This is a genomic window from Dietzia sp. Die43 (assembly GCF_024519835.1).
Taxonomy (GTDB): Bacteria; Actinomycetota; Actinomycetes; order Mycobacteriales; family Mycobacteriaceae; genus Dietzia; species Dietzia kunjamensis.
The window spans coordinates 123347-142044 of record NZ_JALJRF010000005.1; the positions used below are offsets into that span (position 1 = coordinate 123347).

An 18698-nucleotide genomic window follows, 5' to 3' on the forward strand; every position below is an offset into this window, starting at 1 on the left:
CGCGTCACCAGGTGTCGATGTAGCGGGTCGGTCCGTCGACCGGGGTCGCGGTCGCCATCGCGGTGAGGATCCACCGTCGGGTGTCGGCCGGGTCGATGACGTCGTCGAGCTCGACGACGGCGGCCGCGTTGACGGCCCGTCCGCGTTCGTACAGGTCGGCGAGGAGTCGGTCCTCGAGCTCACGCCGCTCGGTCGGGTCGGCGACGGCCTCGAGCTCGCGACGGAAGCCGAGCCGCACGGCCCCCTCGAGCCCCATCCCCCCGACTTCGCCGGTGGGCCAGGCGAGCGTCGCGGCCGGTCGGTGGAAGCTGCCGGCGGCCATCGCCTGCGCTCCCAGTCCGTAGGCCTTGCGCAGGACGACGGTGACGATCGGCACCCGAAGGTGGGCTCCGATGACGAAGAGCCGGGCGAAGTGCCGCACGGTCGCAGTGCGCTCGTGATCGGGTCCGACCATGAAGCCGGGGGTGTCGCACAGGGAGACGACGGGCAGCCCGTGAGCGTCGCAGAGCTGCAGGAAGCGCGCGAGCTTGTCGGCGGCCGGCGTGTCGATCGCCCCGCCGAGGTGCCGCGGGTTGTTGGCGACCAGACCCATCGGCCTCCCCTCGATGCGCACCAGGGCAGTGACGACACCGGGGGCGAAGCCCGCCCTCAGCTCGAGCACCGACCCCTCGTCGGCCAGGGCGTCGATCGCGGCGTGGATGTCGTAGGCGCGCACCCTGTTCTCGGGGACGACGTGGCGCAGCGCGCGCTGGTCGGCCGCGGTCCACTCCTCGTGCACACCCTGAAAGTAACCGAGGTAGCGCCGCGCCACCGTGACGGCCTCCGCCTCGTCCTCGACGACGACGTCGACGACCCCGTTGCTGCTCTGGACGTCGATCGGGCCGACCTGCTCCGGGGAGAATGCCCCGAGGCCACCGCCCTCGATCATCGCCGGGCCGCCCATGCCGATCGTCGAGTCGCGGGTGGCGACGACGACGTCGCAGCACCCGAGAAGAGCGGCGTTGCCGGCGAAGCAGCGTCCGGCGGCGATGCCGACCGTCGGCACCTGCCCGCTGAGCCGTCCCATCGTCGCGAAGGTCGGCACGTCGAGGCCGCTGGCCACGGTCGTGTCGGTGTCGCCGGGGCGGCCGCCGCCCCCTTCGGCGAAGAGGACGACCGGCAGCCGCTGCCGCTCGGCGATCTCGAGTATGCGGTCGGTCTTCTTGTGGTTTAGGTAGCCCTGGGTGCCGGCGAGAACCGTGTAGTCGTAGGCGAGGACGGCGCAGCGGGTGTCCTCGGCGGGTGCCGACGTGATCCGCCCGATCCCGGTGACGATGCCGTCGGCCGGGGTGTTCGCGATGAGGTCCTCCTCGCTGCGTCGGGCCCGCTGGGCCGCCACCGCGAGACCGCCGTACTCGACGAAGCTCCCCTCGTCGACGAGGTCGGCGATGTTCTCCCGCGCGGTCCGCTGACCGCGGGCGTGGCGCCTGGCGACGGCCTCGGGGCGCGCGTCGTCCATGCGCCGGTCGCGGCGCTCGAGCACACGCGTGAGGTCGGGTCGCTCGGCGTCGAGGTCGGGGCGGTCGTCGACGGCACCGGCCGCGGACTGGTCTACCGACGGGAGGAGCCGCACGAGCAGGTCGCCGGCGGCGACGGTCGCGCCGGCGGCCGCCCGGACCGCCGTCACCTCCCCCGAGACCGGCGCGGGTACGAGGTGCTCCATCTTCATCGCCTCGACGACGACCAGCGGCATCCCCGCGGCGACGTCCTGCCCCTCCTCGACGAGGACCGCGACGACGGTCCCGCCCATCTCGGCGAGGACCTCGCCGTCGACGCCGTCGGCGGGTCCCGCGGCGCGTGACAGGCCGGCGGAGGCGAACCACTGGGTCGTCACCGCCCATGTTGCTACGTCGTCGTGCCCGAGCAGCTCGCGCAGCACGGGCAGGGTGGTCTCCAGGCCCCCGACCGCGCACTCGTCCACCGCCTGGCGCGCCTTGGCGAGCGCCCCGGCGTGCCCACCGTGGCTGTGGGTGACGATCTTGGCGACGAGGGAGTCGAAGGAGCCGTCCACCCGGGTGCCCTCGACGAGGTGGGTGTCGACGCGCACCCCCGGGCCGGCCGGGAGCGCGAGGCCGGAGACGACACCCTGCGCGGGGAGGGTCTCGCCGCTGCTGCCGGTGCGCTCGGCCGCGACCCGCACCTCCACCGCCGCGCCGGTGACGCGGGGAGGGGATGACAGACCGAGGTCGGCGAGCGTCTCACCCGAGGCGAGGCGCAGCTGGGCGAGCACGAGGTCGACGCCGGTGACGAGTTCGGTCACCGGGTGCTCGACCTGCAGGCGGGGGTTGACCTCGATGAACCACCACCGGGTCGGGTCGTCGGCGTCGACGAGGAACTCGACCGTCGCCAGCCCGCGGTAGCCGCGGCCGGCCAGGATCCGCAGCGCTGCCGCGTGGAGATCGGCGCGCACCTCCTCGGGCAGGTGGGGCGCGGGGGCGACCTCGACGACCTTCTGGAAGCGCCGCTGCAGGGTGCAGTCACGCTCGCCGAGGTGGCTGACGCCCCCGTCGCCGTCGGCGACCACCTGGACCTCGAGATGACGGGCCCTCTCGACGTAGAGCTCGGCGAAGAGGGCGCCGGAGCCGACGCTGCGCTCGGCCTCCGAGCGAGCCCGCTCCCACGCGTCGGCGAGCGGCTCACCGGCGGGGACGGCCCGCATGCCGCGGCCCCCGCCTCCGGCCGCCGCCTTGACCATGACACCGGCGGGCTCGTGCTCCCGGGCGAAGGCCTCCGCCTGCTCCCGGGTGACCCCGACGTCGGTGGCGGGCAGGACCGGCACACCGGCCTCGTGCGCCGCCGCCCGGGCGCTGCCCTTGTCGCCGAAGAGCTCGAGAAGCGACGCGTCCGGGCCGACGAAGGTCACGCCCGCGGCGGCGCAGGCCCGGGCGAGCACCGGGCTCTCGCTGAGGAACCCGTAGCCGGGGTGGAGTAGGGTGCACCCGTGCTCCGCCGCCCCGGCGACGAGGGACTCGGCGTCGAGATAGGCGCCCGCCCCCTCGCCGGGGAGTATGTGGACCCCCGTGGCGACCCGAGCGGCGAGCGAGTCGACCTCCGCCCGGGTCACGGCCACGACGACGTCGAGACCGATCTCCCTGGCGGCACGGACGATGCGGAGGGCGATCTCTCCACGGTTGGCGACGAAGACGGACTCAGGCACGCGGGCTCCTCAGCGAGACAGGGGGTCAGAAGATCTCGAACAGGCCGGCGGCGCCCATGCCGCCTCCGACGCACATCGTCACGATGCCGTACCCGGCGCCCCGGCGGCGGCCCTCGATGAGGAGGTGGCCGGCCATGCGGGCGCCGCTCATGCCGTACGGGTGGCCGACGGAGATGGCCCCGCCGTTGACGTTGTACTTCTCTGGGTCAATGCCGAGCGTGTCGCGGCAGTAGAGGGCCTGGACGGCGAAGGCCTCGTTGAGCTCCCACAGGTCGATGTCGTCGACGGTCAGGCCGTGCTGTGCGAGCAGCTTCGGCACGGCGACAACCGGCCCGATTCCCATCTCATCGGGCTCGCACCCCGCGACGGCCATCCCGCGGAAGGCGCCGAGCGGGGTCAGTCCCCGGCGCGAGGCCTCCCCGGCCTCCATGACGACCGCGGCGGAGGCACCGTCGGACAGCTGGGAGGCGTTGCCCGCGGTGATCGAGAAGCCCTCGGTGCCGTCCTTGGCGAGCACCGGTCCGAGCGTAGCCAGATCATCGATCGTCGTGGTCGGCCGATTGCCCTCGTCCCGGGTGAGCGTGACCTGCTGCGAGCCGACCTCGCCGGTGGCCCGGTCCCTGGTGAGCATCGTCGACTCCAGCGGGACGATCTCGTCGTCGAAGGCCCCGGCCGCCTGGGCGGCCGCGGTGCGCAGCTGCGACTGCAGGGCGTACTCGTCCTGCGCGTCGCGGCTGATGCCGTAGCGCTTGGCCACGACCTCTGCGGTCTCGAGCATCGACATGTACGTCGCGGGCACGTGCTCGACGAGCCACGGGTCCTGCGCGCGGTAGGTGTTGAGGTGCTCGTTCTGCACGAGCGAGATCGAGTCGACGCCACCGCCGACGGCGACGTCCATGCCGTCGAGGACGACCTGCTTGGCCGCGGTCGCGATGGCCATGAGGCCACTCGCGCACTGGCGGTCGACGGACATGCCGGCGACGGACACGGGAAGGCCGGCGCGCAGGGCGGCCTGCCGTCCGATGTTCATCGCGGTGGAGCCCTGCTGCAATGCGGCTCCGATGACGACGTCCTCGATGCGGTCGCCCTCGGCACCGGCGCGCTCGACGGCGTGCCGGACGGCGTGGCCGATGAGCTCCTGGGCCTGGGTGTCGTTGAATGCGCCGCGGTAGGCGCGACCGATCGGGGTTCGGGCGGTAGAGACGATGACTGCGTCGCGCATGGTCACTCCTGTGTTGACTGGGGTGGGGTCGGGTGGGCGGTCAGCTCGCGGGGAGGTCCACGAGCGCTGCGAGGTCGGTGCGGTGGCGGTCCGGCGTACCGAGGGCGAGTTGGTCGGACTTGGCCCGCTTGAGCCGGGTGTGGACCGGCGCCTCCCACGTCATGCCGATGCCGCCGTGCAGTTGCAGGGCCTCCTCGGTGGCGTTGACGGCCGCGTCGGAGCAGAAGGACTGGGCGAGGGCCTGCGCGACGTACTGGTCGGGGTCCTCGTCGGCGAGCGTGGCGGCGGCGTACCGGGCGGCCGCCTGTGTGGTGACGAGGAGCAGGTAGAGATCGGCCAGCCGGTGCTTGATCGCCTGGAAGGAGCCGATCGGGCGGGCGAACTGCACGCGGGTCTTCGCGTACTCCACCGTGGTCTCGAGGCTCCACCGGGTCAGCCCGAGCTGCTCGGAGGCCAGCAACGCGGCCCCCGCCGCGAGGGCGGCGTCGACGGCGTCGTCGGCCCGGCCCCCGGAGGCGACCTCGGTGCCGGTGCCGGCCACGGTGACCCGGGCCAGCGGCCGGGTCACATCGAGCGAGGTGATCGGCGTGAGGTCCACTTCGTCCCGGCCGCACACGCGAAGGGAGGGCGCGCCCCCTTCGTCCCGGGTCGGGACGAGGAAGAGGTCGGCGCCGAGCGCACCGGCGACCGGCTCGGCCGAGTGGCCCACCGGCGTCCACGCCCCCCGCCGCGCGGTCCACGGCAGGACGAGCGCGGCGGTGCGCTCACCGGCGGCGAGCGCCGGCAGATGTACCTCGTCGCCGGCGTGGACGAGGGCGGTGGTGGCGACGACGGCGCTGGTGAGGAAGGGGACGGGCGCGACGGCGGCACCCAGCTCCTCGAGGACGACCGCGGCCTCGCGCGCGCTCGCCCCGGCTCCCCCGAGGCTCTCGGGAACGAGCAGACCGGCGAGGCCGAGCTGCTCGGCGAGCGCGCTCCACAGGCCGGTGACGTCGGCGTCGGGCTCGTCGGCCAGGCGGGCGGGCAGCGCGTCGTCGAGCGTTCGCTGGAGCGCCGAGCGGACGCTCGAGCGCAGGGACTCCTCGACGTCGGAGTGGAGAAGGTCGATCATCGCGGCACGTCCTTGAAGGCGATCCCCTTGTCGGGGCGGTGGTCGGGGGGTAGGCCGAGCACCCGCTCGGCGATGACATTGCGCATGATCTCGCTCGTGCCCCCCTCGATCGAGTTGCCCTTGGCGCGCAGGTAGCGGTAGCCGGGGCCGTGCCCGAGGAAGGACCCTCCGTCGGGGCGGACCATCGTCCAGTCGTGGTAGGTCAGCCCCTCCTCGGGCGCGACCTCGAGGGCGAAGCCGCTCACCTGCTGCGCCTGGTGGGCGAAGGCGAGCTTCATGGCCGAACTCTCCGGGCCGGGCTGACCGGCCTCGAGGGACTGGCGCAGGCGCTCCCCGGCCAGCCGGGTCACCTCGGTCTCGACCCACCACTGCATGAGCTCGGCGTGGTGGCCGGGCGTGCGCACGGAGGGATCCTCGCGCCAGCGCTGCGCGACGAGGCCGATCTGGCCCGCCTCGCGGTCGCTGCCGGCGCCGATGGCGACGCGCTCGTTGTTGAGGGTCGTCGTCGCGACCTTCCACCCCTGACCGATGGCGCCGACCCGGTGGGTGTCGGGCACGCGGACGCCGGTGAGGAAGACCTCATTGAACTCCGCCTCGCCGGTGATCTGGCGCAGAGGACGCACCTCGACGCCGGGATCGGTCATGTCGAGCACGAAGTAGGTCATCCCCGCGTGCTTGGGCACGGAGGTGTCGGTCCGGGCGAGGAGGATCGCCAGGTGGGCGTTGTGGGCACCGGAGGTCCAGACCTTCTGCCCATCGACGACCCAGTCGTCGCCGTCACGGACCGCCCGGGTGGCGACGCCCGCGAGGTCGGACCCGGCGCCCGGTTCACTGAAGAGCTGGCACCAGACCTCGGTCCCCGCGAAGATCGGCCGCAGGTAACGCTGCTGCATCTCCTCGCCACCGAAGGCGAGAATCGTCGGTGCGGCCATCCCCAGGCCGATGCTGTTGCGTCCGAGGTCCGGCCGCGGTGCCCCCGCAGCGTCGAGCAGTGCGTCGACCTCCAGTTGTCGACCCCGGGCCAGGCCCAGCCCGCCCTTGCCCTCGGGGAAGTGAACCCATGCCAGGCCCTCGTCGAACTGCGCGGCGAGGAACTCCGCAGCCGCGGTGTTCTGCGGGTCGTGACTCGCGAGGAGTCGCTCGACCCGCTCGCGCAGATCAGACATCGGCAGTCATCCTGCGAATCTCATTCCGGGCGAGGGCATTCTTGTGCACCTCGTCGGGCCCGTCGGCGAACCGGAGGGTGCGCACCTGCGCATACCACTCCGCCACAGGGAAGTCCTGGCTCAGACCGCCGGCGCCGTGCACCTGGACCGCCTTGTCGAGAATCCATTCGACGGTGGCGGGCGCGGCGATCTTGATCGCCTGGATCTCTGTGTGTGCGCCCTTGTTGCCCACGGTGTCCATCAGCCAGGCGGTCTTGAACGTGAGTAGGCGGAGCTGCTCGATCCGCACCCGCGACTCCGCGATCCAGTCACGGACGACTCCCTGCTCGGACAACGGCTTGCCGAAGCTGACGCGGCTCGCGGCCCGCGCGATCATGAGCTCGAGCGAGCGCTCGGCGATACCGATGAGGCGCATGCAGTGGTGGATGCGGCCGGGCCCGAGTCGGGCCTGGGCTATCGCGAATCCCGCCCCCTCCTGGCCGATGAGGTTGCTCGCCGGAACTCGAACGTCGGAGAAGTCGATCTCCGCATGTCCACCGTGGTCGCGGTCGTCGTAACCGAACACCTTCATCCCGCGCCGAACGTCGACTCCCGGGGTGTCGCGTGGAACGAGGATCATCGACTGCTGCTTGTTGCGCGCGGCGGTGGGATCGGTCTTTCCCATGACGATGAAGACCTTGGCGTTGGGGTTCATCGCACCGGAGATGTACCACTTGCGACCGTTGATGATGTACTCGTCGCCGTCACGGACGATCGAGCTCTCGATGTTGGTCGCATCGGAACTGGCCACACGCGGCTCAGTCATGGCGAAAGCCGAGCGGATTTCGCCGGCGAGCAGCGGCTGGAGCCACTGCTCCTTCTGTTCCGGGGTGCCGAACATGTGCAGCACCTCCATGTTGCCGGTGTCGGGGGCCGCGCAGTTGGTCGCGACGGGGGCGATGTGCAGGCTGCGTCCGAGCGTCTCGCATAACGGCGCGTACTGGAGGTTGGTCAGTCCGGCACCGTCGTCCCCGGGGAGGAAGAGGTTCCACAGTCCCTGTCGGCGGGCTTCCTCCTTCGCCTGCTCGATGATCGGCGGCGGCGACCAGCGGTCGGGGGCCGCGTCGAGCTGCTCCTGGTAGGTCGCCTCGATGGGGTAGACGTGCTCGTCCATGAAGGCGTTGAGCTGCTCCTGCAGTTCGGCGGTCCTGGCGTCCGTCGTGAAGTCCACGGGTCGCTCCCTTCGCTCAGGTGGTGGCGGTGGTGGCCCGGGCGGGCCGCTCACCGGTGGTCGCGATGTCGTCGCGGTCGATCTGGCGTTTGAGGATCTTGCCGGTCGCCCCCTTGGGGAGCGCCTCGACGAGGCGGTAGATCCGCGGGACCTTGTAGGAGGCGAGCCGCTCCGCGAGCCAGGCCCGCAGGGCTGCGGGGTCGATCGTCGCGCCGGGCTGTGGGGTGACCACCGCGGCGATCTCCTCGCCGAGCCGCTCGTCGGGGACCCCGATGACCGCCACCTCGAGGACGTCGGGGTGGCCGTAGAGGACCTCCTCGACCTCGCGCGGGTAGACGTTGTAGCCGCCGCGGATGACGAGGTCCTTTTTGCGGTCGAGGATCCACAGGTCCCCGTCCTCGTCCATCCGGCCGATGTCGCCGGTGAAGAACCACTCGCCCTCGCGCACGTCGGCCGTGGCATCGGGCCGGCCCCAGTACTCGCGCATGACCACCGGCCCCGCGATGGCGACCTCGCCGACCTCGCCGGGAGGCAGGTGGTTGCGGTCGTCGTCGACGATCGAGAGCCGGCACCCGTCGAGGGCCCGGCCGACGCTCATCTCCTTGCGCGGGTGGATCGCGCGGTTGAAGCTCGCTGCGCCGGTCGTCTCGCTCAGCCCGTAGCCGTCGAGGACCATCGCGCCGAAGCGGTCGCGGAAGGCCTTGGCGACCTTGAGGGGGAGGGCGGCACCGCCGGAGCAGGCCAGCCGCAGGTGGGCCAGGTCCTCGGCGGTGACGTCGGTGTCGGCGTGGAGCATGGCGTTCCACATCGTCGGCACGCCGGCGAGCGCGGTGAGCTGCTGGTCGGCGGCCAGGCGCAGTAGTGCCGAGGCATCGAAGGGACGCATGAGTGACAGGCTGCCGCCGGGCGTGAAGACGGTGAACATCACCGCGGCCTGGCCGAAGACGTGGAAGAGGGGAAGGGCGGTGCCCATCCGGTCCTCGCGCGTCACCTCGAGCGCCTCGGCGAAGCCGGCGCCGCAGGCGAGCAGGTTGCCGTGGGTGAGCACGGCGCCCTTGGGCGCGCCGGTGGTCCCGGAGGTGTAGAGCAGCACCGCGGCGTCCTCCGGCGACACGTCGGCGAGGGCGGGCTGCCCCTGGGGGGCGGCGACGCACCCCGGCTCGAGCAGCCACAGGGGCAGGTCGGCCGCGTTCGCGGTCGCCTCCACCGGCTCGCGGCCCTCGTGCCAGCCGAGCGCGGTGGTGCACCCGGCGTCGTCGACGAAGTGGGTCAACTCACGCTGCGTGCACAGCGGGTTGACGGTCACGGCGGTCGCGCCGAGCGCGAGGACCGCGTGGTAGGCGAGGACGAACTCGGCGCTCGTCGGCAGGACCACGAGGACGCGGTCGCCCGGACCGACGCCGAGCTCGACGAGACGCTCCATCGCCCCGCGCACCCCGGTGCGCAACTGCGCATAGGTCCAGTCTCGCTCCCCCTCGCGCAGGGCCACGGCCTCGGGAGTCTCGTCGGCCCAGGTCCACACCAGTCCGGCTGCGTTGGTCATCGGGTCCCTCCCTGAAGGTGTCGCTGGTAGCGCTGCATGCCGTGGATCCACCGGTCGTGGTCGTCCACTTTGCGACGCAGGAACTCCCGCACGTCGGCGTGCGGCGTGACGAGAAAGGTCCCCTCGGCGACCGCGGCGAGCACCTGGTCGGCCACGTCGCGCGGGGCGAGGACCTCTCCTGCGCTCGTCACGGCGGCCGCGGCCACCCGGCCGCCGTCGCCCTCGGTCGAGCTCATGCCGGAGTGGAGCATGTCGGTGTCGACGCCCATCGGGCACAGACAGCTGACGCCGACACCGTCGGCGCCGTAGGTGACGGCGAGCCACTCCGCGAAGCCGACGGCGCCGTGCTTGGTCACCGAGTAGGTGGCCGAGCCGATCTGGGTGAGCAGTCCCGCGGCCGAGGCGGTGGAGACGAAGTACCCGCTCCCCCGCTCGACCCAACCCGGCACGAGCTGCCGGGCGGCGCGCACGTGCGCGAGCAGGTTGACGTCGAGCGCGAGCTGCCACTGCTCGTCGGTGGCGGCCAGGCCGGAGCCGTCGCCGACCCCGGCGTTGGCGAAGAAGAGGTCGACCGGGCCGTGGTGATCCTGCGCGGCGGCGATCATCGCGGCGATCGTCGTGTCGCTGGAGGCGTCCCCCGCGACCGCGACCACGCCGAGCCGCTCGGCCGTGGTGGTCAGCCGCGCCTCGTCGAGGTCGGAGACGACGACCCGCGCGCCGGCCTCGACGAGCGCCTCGGCGAGGGCGGCACCGATGCCGCCCGCGGCGCCGGTGACGACGGCCACCTTGTCCTGCACCTGCATCGCGGCGCCCATCAGTCGCACGGCCCGCCGGCGACGTAGAGGACCTGGCCGGTGGTGAAACCGGCGCCCTCGCTCGCGAAGAAGGAGACGGCGTGCGCGATGTCGTGCGGCGTGCCGGTGCGGGCCACTGCCGCTTGCTCGCTCGCCATCTTCTTCAGGTCATCGAAGGCGATGCCGATGCGCGCCGCGGTCTCCGCGGTCATCTCGGTCTCGATGAAGCCGGGGGCGATCGCGTTGGCGGTGACGCCGAACCTGCCGAGCTCGATGGCCAGGGTCTTGGTGAGACCCTGCATGCCGGCCTTGGCGGCCGAGTAGTTGGCCTGGCCGCGGTTTCCCTGCGCCGACGTCGAGGAGAGGTTGACGATTCGACCGAAGCGCTCCTGCGTCATGTACGCCTGGCAGGCCCTGGTCATGAGGAAGGCTCCGCGCAGGTGGACCGCCATGACGGCGTCCCAGTCCTCGACGGACATCTTGAAGATCAGGTTGTCGCGGATGATGCCGGCGTTGTTGACCAGGACCGTGGGCGCACCGAGTGCGTCGGCGACGCGTGCGACGGCCGCCTCGACCTGCTCGGGATCCGACACGTCGGCGCCGACGGCGAGCGCCCGGCCCCCGCTCGCGACGATCTCCTCGACAACGCCCGCGCAGGCGGATTCGTCGAGATCGAGGACGGCGACGGCCATCCCGTCGTCGGCCAGGCGACGGGCGACGCCCGCGCCGATACCTCGGGCCGCGCCGGTGACGACGGCGATGCGCTGGTGGTCAGTGGTCATGTGAGAACTCCTGTGGTCTCGACTGCCGGATGACTCGAAACATACTTGAATCCGGCTTCAGGTTCAACTAGATTCGAAGAGAATCGTCCGCGACCGAAGGAGCTCATCGTGACCCAGACCACCCAGCGCCGCCCGACCTCCGTGCAGGACCTCCAGGACCTCGTGGGGGTGGAGCTCGGCCCCACCGAGTGGCACGTCGTCGACCAGTCGCGCATCGACGGCTTCGCCGACCTCACCGGCGACCACCAGTGGATCCACGTCGACCCCGCGCGGGCGGCGGACTCCCCCTTCGGGTCGACGATCGCGCACGGCCTCTACAGCCTCTCGCGCACACCCGCCTTCCTCGAGGAGCTCATGGCCTTCGACGGGTTCGCGCACAGCCTCAACTACGGCTACGACAAGGTCCGCTTCATCCACCCGCTGCCGGTGGATTCGCGGATCCGGCTGCGCGCCAGCCTGACGTCGGTCGAGGAGACGTCACCGGGCGCGGTCAAGGTCATCACCATGCTGACCGTCGAGGCGGAGGGCATCGACAAGCCGATCCTCATCGCCGAGTCGATCGGCCGCTTCACCGTCTGATCCCGGCGTCACCGTCTGACCCCTGCACGCACGAGAGGACCGCACCTGCCGAGCAGGTGCGGTCCTCGTTCGTCAGGGCCGGGGTCCGGTCAGCGGCGCACGCCCATGGCCCCCGAGAGCGGCAGCTGCCACCCGAGGGCCCGGTGGGCCGCCACCTCGTCGTCGATCCGCTGCGCGACGTCGGCCGGGAAGGACGCGGTGCGGCGCGTGGCCAGGTCGACGTGGCCCTCGATCACCTCGAGCGTGTTGGCGATGCGCCCGGTCGTGCGGTTCACGATGACCGAGAGGCCGTGGACGACCTTGTCCCCGCGGTCGAGCCACCGCACGTGCGCGGAGACCTCCTCGCCGATGTGGACCTCGTGGAAGAAACGCAGGTGCTGTTCCATGCTGAAGACCCCCAGGTGCCGGCTGGTGCGGTAGGCGTCGTCGATCCCCACCCGGCGCAGCGCCTCCTCGGCGCCCCGGATGTGGAAGCCGTAGAAGTGGGCGACGTTGACGTGGCCGTTGCCGTCCTCCCACTCGCGCCCGGCGACGGTGCTGCAGGCCGCCGGGATTCGGTCGATCTCCTCGACGGGGGGCAGGCTCCCGCTCACGGCACCAGCACGACCTTGCCGGTGACCGTCCGGCCCTCGAGGGAGCCCAGCGCCGCCGCCGCGTCCTCGAGCGGGTGGGCCGCCCCGACGACGGGCCGTAGGGCCCCGCTGCGCAGGTGCGGGAGCATCGCCTCCCACTCCGTGCCGATGTGGCCGGGACGGGACAGGGCGTAGGCACCCCAGCCGACCCCCACGACGGAGACGTTGTTGAGCAGTAGCCGGTTGACCTTGACCTCGGGGATCGAGCCGGCGGTGAAGCCGATGACGAGGAGGCGGCCGTGCTCGCGCAGACAGCGCAGCGAGTCGGTGAACCGGTCGCCACCGACGGGATCGACCACGACGTCGACGCTCGCCTTGCCGACGGCCTCGAGGAAGCCGTCGGCGAGGACCACCTCGTCCGCACCCGCGGCCCGGGCGATCTCCCCCTTCTCCTGCGTGGAGACCACTCCGATTACCGTGCTCGCCCCGAAGGCCTTGGCCATCTGGATGGCCGCGGTCCCGATGCCACCGGCGGCGCCGTGGACGAGGACGGTCTCCCCCTCGGCGAGGTGGCCGCGCTCGACGAGCGCGAAGTAGACCGTCGCGTAGTTGAAGAGGAAGGAGGCCCCCTCCTCGAAGCCGACCTCGTCTGGCAGGACAAAGGTGAGGTCGGGGCGGGCCAGGGCCTGCTCCGCGAACCCTCCGAGCAGCGTGAGGGCGGCGACGCGGTCACCGACGGACAGGCCACTGCCCTCGGGGGCGGCGGTGACGACGCCGGCGACCTCTGCCCCCGGGACAAAGGGGAGGTCGGGCTTGACCTGGTACAGGCCGCGCGTCTGGAGCAGCTCGGGGAAGGCGACCCCGGCCGCCTTGACCTCGATGGTCACGAGGTCCTCGTGGTGCGGGTCGGGCAGGTCGACGACCTCGACGGCGTCCGGGCCGTCGAGCGAGGAGATGTGGATGGCGCGCATGGTGGGTCCCTTCAGATCTTCAGGAGGAGCTTGCCGGTGTTGACCCCGTCGAAGAGGCCGAGCAATGCGTCGGGGAAGGCGGGGACCCCGCCCTCGAGGACGGTCTCGCTAGGGACGAGGCGGTCCTCGGCGATGAGCCGGGAGATCTCGGCGACGCCCTCGGGGTAGCGGTCCGCGTAGTCGAACACGACGAAGCCCTGCATCGTCGCGCGAAAGACCAGCAGCGACATGTAGCGTCGAGGCCCCTCTGCGAGGGTCTCGTCGTTGTAGGCCGAGATCGCGCCGCAGAGGACGACCCGAGCGCCGCGGCGCAGGTTGGCCAGTGCGGCGTCGAGGAGCTCGCCGCCCACGTTATCGAAGTAGACGTCGATCCCGTTGGGGGCGGCCTTGCGAACCTGGCGCAGCAGGTCGCCCTCCCGCCGGTCGATGACCTCGTCGAGACCGAGCTCACGCAACCAGGCGACCTTGTCCGGGCCGCCGGCGACACCGATGACCCGGGCCCCCATGGCCTTGGCCAACTGGGCGACGGTACTGCCGACCGCGCCGGCCGCCGCGGACACGAGGACGGTGTCACCGGCCCGCACCCGACCGACGTCGACGAGACCGAAGTATGCGGTCATGCCGGGCATGCCGAGTGCGCCCAGCCAGGTGCTCATCGGCGCGACGTCGAGGTCGAGGTGGGTGACCCCGTCCGTGTCCGACAGGGCGTACTCGCACACGCCGAAGCTGCCGCTGACCACGTCGCCGACGGCGAAGTCGGGGTGCTGCGAGGCGATGACCTCGCCGGCGCCCAGGGCTCGCATGACATCGCCGATACCGACCGGAGGGATGTAGGAGCGCACGTCGTTGAGCCAACCGCGCATCGCCGGGTCGAGTGAGACGAGGTCGACGCGCACGAGGATCTCGCCGGGTCCGGGGTCGGGCACCTCGCTCGTCGTGAGGTCCCAGGTGCTCGCGTCGGGGCGGCCCTGCGGGCGGGCGGCGAGGCGGATCTCCTGCGAGGTCCGTGTCATGGGGCTGCTCCTGTGCTCGATCGAATGTTCCCGCCACCCTCCCACAACGTGAATCGTGGTTCAACTACTATTGAATCCAGATTCAAGTCCGGTTAACGTCAACCCACCACCACCCGACGCGAAGGACCACCATGGACATCCCCGCCCTCTTCTCCCTCGACGGACGAGTCGCCCTCGTCACCGGCGGCTCCCGCGGCATCGGCAGCATGATCGCCGAGGGCCTGCTCGCCCAGGGCGCGACCGTCTACATCACCGCACGCAAGGAGGAGGCCTGCCGGGCCACCGCGGCCGAACTGTCCTCGATCCACGGCGACGGGCGGTGCGTCGCCCTGCCCCACGACATCTCGACGACCGCCGGCATCGCCGCCCTCCTGGAGGCCTTCCGTGAGCATGAGGACCACCTCGATGTGCTCGTCAACAACGCCGGGGCGGCCTGGGGCGAGCCCTTCGACGATTTCTCCGAGAGCGGCTGGGACAAGGTCATGGACCTCAACGTCAAGGCGCCCTTCTTCCTCACCCAGGCCGCCAAGGGCCTGCTGCTCGCCGGCCGCGAGCGGACCGGCCACCTGGCCAAGGTCATCAACATCGCCTCGATCGACGGACTCTCACTCAACCCGATGGAGACGTACTCGTACCACGCGAGCAAGGCCGGCATCGTCCACCTGACCAAGCGGATGGCGGTGCGCCTGGCGCCCGAGGGCATCATCGTCAGCGCGATCGCCCCCGGCGCCTTCGCCTCGAACATGAACAAGGAGGCACGCGACCACGGCGACGAGATCACCGGCCAGATCCCCTCCGGACGCATCGGCCGCCCCGAGGACATGGCGGGCGCAGCGGTCTACCTGGCCTCGGACGCCGGCGACTACGTCGTCGGCAGCACCCTCACCGTCGACGGCGGGGTCACCATCGCCCGCTGACCGCGCACGGGGCTGCGCGCCGGACGGCTCAATCCTCGCGCAGCTCCGGCGTCGTCAGCCCCAGGGCATTGGTCCACAGCCTGGTCGCTGTCTCGACGAGGTCGTCGACGGATTCGACGACCGCGCCCCCGGTGAAGGCCTCGTAGGCCAGTCGGGCGACCATCCCGGACAGGGCCATCGCGGCCATCGAGGCATCGACACCGCGATCGGCGAGACCCCGCTCCTGCAGGTCCGCGATGGCGCGTGCGTTGCGCGTGACGAACGCCATCGAGCGCGCGTTGCGCAGGTCGCGGAAGCGTGGGTTGAGCGCCGCAACCTGTTGGAGGAGCATGTTAAGGCGGGCATTGCGCCGGTAGGCCTCGAAGTAAGCGCGGTTGCTCGCGGCGATGATCGCCACGGGGTCATCGCTCGCCTCGATGCGGCCAGTCCCGGGGTGGAGCATGTCGCTCTGCGCCTGGTAGAGGACGGCGGCGAAGACCTCGTCCTTGCTGTCGAACCACGTGTAGAAGCTGCCGATCGAGCACTTTGCCTCGGCGGCGATGTCGATCAACCGGGAGTCGACGTAGCCGTCGCGCTCGAAGACCGTGCGGGCCGCCGCGATGAGCGCCTCGCGCGTGCGCCGACCCCGCGCCGTCTGCGGCTGCGGCTGGGTGCCCATACGCGCGGCGTCGACGAGGTCGGGGGCCTCCGTGCTGGTGTCGCTGTCGCCGGGCATGGCGTTAATGCTAGCGGGTGCTTCTACTTGTTCGTCGGGGGTCAGGCGCTGCACGGAGGAGCCTGTCAAGATCCCTGTGTATGCGGATGGCCGGAGGCAGGGTTTGATTCGGTTGAATCGCCCTGGCCCCGTCGGAGGGTCTTGCTGAATCAGGCGGCCCGAGGTTCGGTCGCCTGGTTGGGACGGTACATCCCCTCATACTCGATGGGGGTCGGTATTCGATCGCCGAGTGCAGTCGCTCGTCGTTGAAGCACTTCACCCAGTCCGCGGTCTCGCGCTCGACCTCGTTGCGGCCGGTCCACCTGCGCGTGGTCTCCAGGTCGATCAGCTCGGTCTTGCACAGCCCGATCGCGGACTCCATGAGGGCGTTGTCCAAGTCGTCGCCGACGCGTCTTCCCTGTTAGATCGGAACCCTCCGACGTTGATGATGGAAGTGCCACGTCCTCCGGGGTGACTCGCCCTCCGACTGGCGCTCGACGAGCTGCCTTTGATCTGATCTGTCCCCCGGGTGGCATGGCGCAAGAAGAGTGCGCCGACCGAACGGACATGACCTCATAGGAGCCTGACCCAACCAGGTCCCATCAACGTCTTCTCTGCCCGCCCGGCCGGTGCGCGCCTGTCCGAAATCACGAATGGAAGGCACCATCCATCATGACAACCAAGTGTTCTGCGGCCAAGGTCGTGGCCGGGGTTGATACCCACGCCGACACCCACCACGTCGCGGTCGTCGACGCCGCGACCGGTGGCGTCCTGGGCGACAACAAGTTCCCCACCGGACGAGCGGGTTACACCGCGCTGCTCGCGTTCGTGTGCGCTTTCGGTCAGGTGCTGCGATTCGGGGTGGAAGGCACCAACTCCTACGGAGCAGGCCTGTCCCGGCATCTGCGCGCAGCCGGACACACCGTGGCCGAGGTCGTGCGACCGAACCGTGCCGATCGGCGTCTGCGCGGCAAATCCGACCCCCTCGATGCAATCAGTGCAGCACGCACTGCGATGGCGCCTGACCGCCTGCCCACACCCAAGACCAGCGACGGCGTCGTCGAGGCGGTCCGCGTTCTGCTCACCACCCGCCGATCGGCGGTTAAAGCCCGGACCGGCGCAATGCAGCAGATCTGCTCGATCCTCGTCAGCGCGCCCGACTCGGTGCGCGAACAGTACGAACCCCTACCCGCCAAGACCCGCCTGGAGAGGTTACGACGCCTGCGTCCCAGCGGCGATTCCACCGACGTGCACGCCGTGACCAGCCGCTGTCTCAAGCAGCTCGCCACCCGATGCGGCGACCTCGACCGCGAAATCGATTCCATCGACGCCAGCCTGCGACAGGCGATCGGTGACACCGCCCCGGCACTGCTGGCCGCCCACGGCATTGGCGTCGTCACCGCCGCGACCCTCCTGGTCACTGCCGACGACAACCCCGAACGCGTCACCACCGAGGCCGGCTTGGCAGCACTATGCGGCGTCAGCCCGATCCTCGCAAGCTCCGGCAAAACCACCCGACACCGCCTCAACCGCGGCAGGGACCGCCAAGCCAACTGCGCCATCCTGAACCACCCCAGGTTTCCCGCCGCCTCCTTTTCGAGTCGAGGAGGATGGTTGTATGCCGAAGAAGATCGATCCCGCGGTCAAGGAGCGGGCGCTGCGGATGGTGGCCGAGCACCGCGGTGAGTACGCGTCGCTGACGGCCTGCTGTGACCAGGTGGGCCGCCGGTTGGGGCTGGGCAAGGAGACGGTCCGGAGGTGGGCGGTGCAGGCCGACATCGACGCCGGCGCCCGGCCGGGCGTTAGCACCGAGGAGAGCGCCGAGATCAAGCGCCTCAAGGCCGAGAACCGGCGGCTGACCGAGGACCTGGAGATCATGCGCCGGGCCTCGATTTTCTTCGCGGGGTAGCTCGACCCCCCGCAACCGGTGATCTGCGAGTTCATCGACCAGATGAGGTCCGAGGGGCACGGGGCCCGAGTCGATCTGCCGAGGCCTGCGCAACGCGGGCCCGCAGATTGCCGCACGGACCTACCGCGAGTGGACTTCGCCGCAGCGCGTGGTGGCGGCCAGGACCGTCAGCGACGCCGAGGTCGAGGACACCGTCCGCAAGCTCGTGTGGCAACCCGATGGGCAGGGCCGGCGGAAGATGCAGCCTGCGGGCCTGTACGGGCGCCGCAAGATGCTTGCCGAGGTGCGCCGGGCCGGTCTGACCACAGCCAGCCCAGGAGCAGTGGACCGTGTGATGCGAACGCTCGGACTATCAGGCGTACTCCGGTCCAAGAAGGTGTACACCACTTCCTCGGATCCGGACGGTGTTCGGGCGCCGGACCTTGTCGATCGCGACTTCACCTCGGATCGGCCATATCGGCTCTGGGCCGCCGATTTCACATACGTCCGAACGTGGGCCGGCTTCACCTACGTGGCGTTCATCGTCGACGTGTTCGCCCAGCGCATCGTGGCGTGGAACGCGGCCACCACCATGGCCACGGACCTCGTCATGACTCCGCTGCGGATGGCGCTGTGGCAACGCGACCGCGAAGGGCACCCAATCGAGCCGAAATCGCTGATCAGCCACTCGGACGTAGGCAGCCAGTAGACATCTGTAGCGTTCACCGAACGCCTCTCCCTCGAGGGGATCGAACCGTCGATCGGCAGCGTCGGCGACGCGTACGACAACGCGCTCATGGAGACGATCAACGGCCTCTACAAGGCCGAGTGCATCCGCTCGTCGATCTTCCACGACGGGCCGTACAAGACGCTTGCCGACGTCGAGTACGCCACCGCCGCATGGGTCGAGTGGTACAACAATGACCGGCTGCACTCGAGCCTGGGATACGTCCCGCCCGTCGAGTTCGAGCTGAGTTGCTACGCCGCTCTCAACCGAGAGTTGCAACCCACATAGGGAGCGGCGGGAAACCTGGGGCGGT

15 protein-coding genes and 2 pseudogenes are annotated in these 18698 nt (G+C 70.8%); 4 read left to right on the plus strand and 13 right to left on the minus strand.

Going from position 1 to position 18698, the window contains the following annotated elements; translation table 11 throughout:
• Window positions 1-4: 4 nt before the first annotated feature.
• The 8 genes from NR111_RS05745 to NR111_RS05780 are packed head-to-tail and all read right to left on the minus strand — an operon-like array spanning window position 5 to window position 11024.
• On the minus strand, window positions 5-3196 hold the full coding sequence (locus tag NR111_RS05745) for a carboxyl transferase domain-containing protein (RefSeq protein WP_256820218.1): 3192 nt from the start codon (window positions 3194-3196) through the stop codon (window positions 5-7).
• Between the two features lie 25 nt (window positions 3197-3221).
• Entirely contained in the window at window positions 3222-4418 is a 1197-nt protein-coding gene (locus tag NR111_RS05750) for an acetyl-CoA C-acyltransferase (RefSeq protein WP_154830035.1), read from the minus strand.
• Between the two features lie 40 nt (window positions 4419-4458).
• Window positions 4459-5529, minus strand: a complete 1071-nt coding sequence (locus tag NR111_RS05755; protein WP_256820219.1) for an acyl-CoA dehydrogenase family protein — start codon at window positions 5527-5529, stop codon at window positions 4459-4461.
• Window positions 5526-6695 carry an acyl-CoA dehydrogenase family protein gene (locus NR111_RS05760; RefSeq protein WP_256820220.1) on the minus strand — a complete coding sequence of 390 codons (1170 nt, stop codon included), beginning with the start codon at window positions 6693-6695 and terminating at the stop codon, window positions 5526-5528. Before NR111_RS05760 ends, NR111_RS05755 begins: the two co-directional genes overlap by 4 nt.
• Window positions 6688-7905 carry an acyl-CoA dehydrogenase family protein gene (locus NR111_RS05765; protein ID WP_256820221.1) on the minus strand — a complete coding sequence of 406 codons (1218 nt, stop codon included), beginning with the start codon at window positions 7903-7905 and terminating at the stop codon, window positions 6688-6690. The genes NR111_RS05760 and NR111_RS05765 overlap by 8 nt, the downstream gene beginning before the upstream one ends.
• Before the next feature lie 16 nt (window positions 7906-7921).
• Window positions 7922-9448, minus strand: a complete 1527-nt coding sequence (locus NR111_RS05770; protein ID WP_256820222.1) for a class I adenylate-forming enzyme family protein — start codon at window positions 9446-9448, stop codon at window positions 7922-7924.
• Window positions 9445-10251, minus strand: coding sequence for an SDR family oxidoreductase (locus NR111_RS05775; RefSeq protein WP_154830030.1), 807 nt, complete (start codon window positions 10249-10251; stop codon window positions 9445-9447). Before NR111_RS05775 ends, NR111_RS05770 begins: the two co-directional genes overlap by 4 nt.
• A gap of 11 nt (window positions 10252-10262) precedes the next feature.
• Window positions 10263-11024 carry an SDR family oxidoreductase gene (locus NR111_RS05780; protein ID WP_256820223.1) on the minus strand — a complete coding sequence of 254 codons (762 nt, stop codon included), beginning with the start codon at window positions 11022-11024 and terminating at the stop codon, window positions 10263-10265.
• A gap of 108 nt (window positions 11025-11132) precedes the next feature.
• Here NR111_RS05780 and NR111_RS05785 point away from each other — a divergent pair, with 108 nt between their 5' ends.
• Window positions 11133-11603 (plus strand): MaoC family dehydratase, encoded by a 471-nt coding sequence (locus tag NR111_RS05785; protein ID WP_154830028.1) that lies wholly within the window; start codon window positions 11133-11135, stop codon window positions 11601-11603.
• Window positions 11604-11692: 89 nt separating this feature from the next.
• Here NR111_RS05785 and NR111_RS05790 read toward each other — a convergent pair whose 3' ends face one another.
• The 3 genes from NR111_RS05790 to NR111_RS05800 are packed head-to-tail and all read right to left on the minus strand — an operon-like array spanning window position 11693 to window position 14159.
• Complete coding sequence (locus NR111_RS05790; RefSeq protein WP_154830027.1) at window positions 11693-12196, minus strand: thioesterase family protein; 504 nt, start codon at window positions 12194-12196, stop codon at window positions 11693-11695.
• Window positions 12193-13146 carry an NADPH:quinone oxidoreductase family protein gene (locus NR111_RS05795; RefSeq protein WP_256820224.1) on the minus strand — a complete coding sequence of 318 codons (954 nt, stop codon included), beginning with the start codon at window positions 13144-13146 and terminating at the stop codon, window positions 12193-12195. The genes NR111_RS05790 and NR111_RS05795 overlap by 4 nt, the downstream gene beginning before the upstream one ends.
• 11 nt (window positions 13147-13157) lie before the next feature.
• Window positions 13158-14159, minus strand: coding sequence for an NADP-dependent oxidoreductase (locus tag NR111_RS05800; RefSeq protein ID WP_256820225.1), 1002 nt, complete (start codon window positions 14157-14159; stop codon window positions 13158-13160).
• A 131-nt stretch (window positions 14160-14290) separates the two neighbouring features.
• Between NR111_RS05800 and NR111_RS05805 the strand changes: the two genes are divergently transcribed.
• On the plus strand, window positions 14291-15076 hold the full coding sequence (locus NR111_RS05805; protein WP_256820226.1) for an SDR family oxidoreductase: 786 nt from the start codon (window positions 14291-14293) through the stop codon (window positions 15074-15076).
• Between the two features lie 28 nt (window positions 15077-15104).
• On the opposite strand, the gene NR111_RS05810 is transcribed toward NR111_RS05805, so the two are convergent.
• Both NR111_RS05810 and NR111_RS05815 read right to left on the minus strand, forming a co-directional pair.
• Entirely contained in the window at window positions 15105-15734 is a 630-nt protein-coding gene (locus NR111_RS05810) for a TetR/AcrR family transcriptional regulator (RefSeq protein WP_206680941.1), read from the minus strand.
• Window positions 15735-15940: 206 nt separating this feature from the next.
• Window positions 15941-16179 (minus strand): annotated as a pseudogene (locus NR111_RS05815) (integrase core domain-containing protein); the annotation flags it as partial.
• Between the two features lie 293 nt (window positions 16180-16472).
• On the opposite strand from NR111_RS05815, the gene NR111_RS05820 reads away from it, so the two are divergent.
• A complete protein-coding gene (locus tag NR111_RS05820; protein ID WP_256820227.1) occupies window positions 16473-17456 on the plus strand; it encodes an IS110 family transposase in 984 nt (327 codons plus the stop codon).
• Window positions 17389-18673: pseudogene (locus tag NR111_RS05825) on the plus strand (IS3 family transposase). The gene NR111_RS05820 and the pseudogene NR111_RS05825 overlap by 68 nt, the downstream one beginning before the upstream one ends.
• The last annotated feature ends 25 nt before the right edge of the window (window positions 18674-18698 follow it).

Coding starts and splice junctions, on each gene's coding strand:
- NR111_RS05750 (WP_154830035.1), bottom strand. CDS start 4,418: ATGCGCGACGCAGTCATCGTCTCTACCGCCCGAACCCCGATCGGTCGC.
- NR111_RS05755 (WP_256820219.1), bottom strand. CDS start 5,529: ATGATCGACCTTCTCCACTCCGACGTCGAGGAGTCCCTGCGCTCGAGC.
- NR111_RS05760 (WP_256820220.1), bottom strand. CDS start 6,695: ATGTCTGATCTGCGCGAGCGGGTCGAGCGACTCCTCGCGAGTCACGAC.
- NR111_RS05770 (WP_256820222.1), bottom strand. CDS start 9,448: ATGACCAACGCAGCCGGACTGGTGTGGACCTGGGCCGACGAGACTCCC.
- NR111_RS05775 (WP_154830030.1), bottom strand. CDS start 10,251: ATGCAGGTGCAGGACAAGGTGGCCGTCGTCACCGGCGCCGCGGGCGGC.
- NR111_RS05780 (WP_256820223.1), bottom strand. CDS start 11,024: ATGACCACTGACCACCAGCGCATCGCCGTCGTCACCGGCGCGGCCCGA.
- NR111_RS05795 (WP_256820224.1), bottom strand. CDS start 13,146: ATGCGCGCCATCCACATCTCCTCGCTCGACGGCCCGGACGCCGTCGAG.
- NR111_RS05800 (WP_256820225.1), bottom strand. CDS start 14,159: ATGACACGGACCTCGCAGGAGATCCGCCTCGCCGCCCGCCCGCAGGGC.
- NR111_RS05805 (WP_256820226.1), top strand. CDS start 14,291: ATGGACATCCCCGCCCTCTTCTCCCTCGACGGACGAGTCGCCCTCGTC.
- NR111_RS05810 (WP_206680941.1), bottom strand. CDS start 15,734: ATGGGCACCCAGCCGCAGCCGCAGACGGCGCGGGGTCGGCGCACGCGC.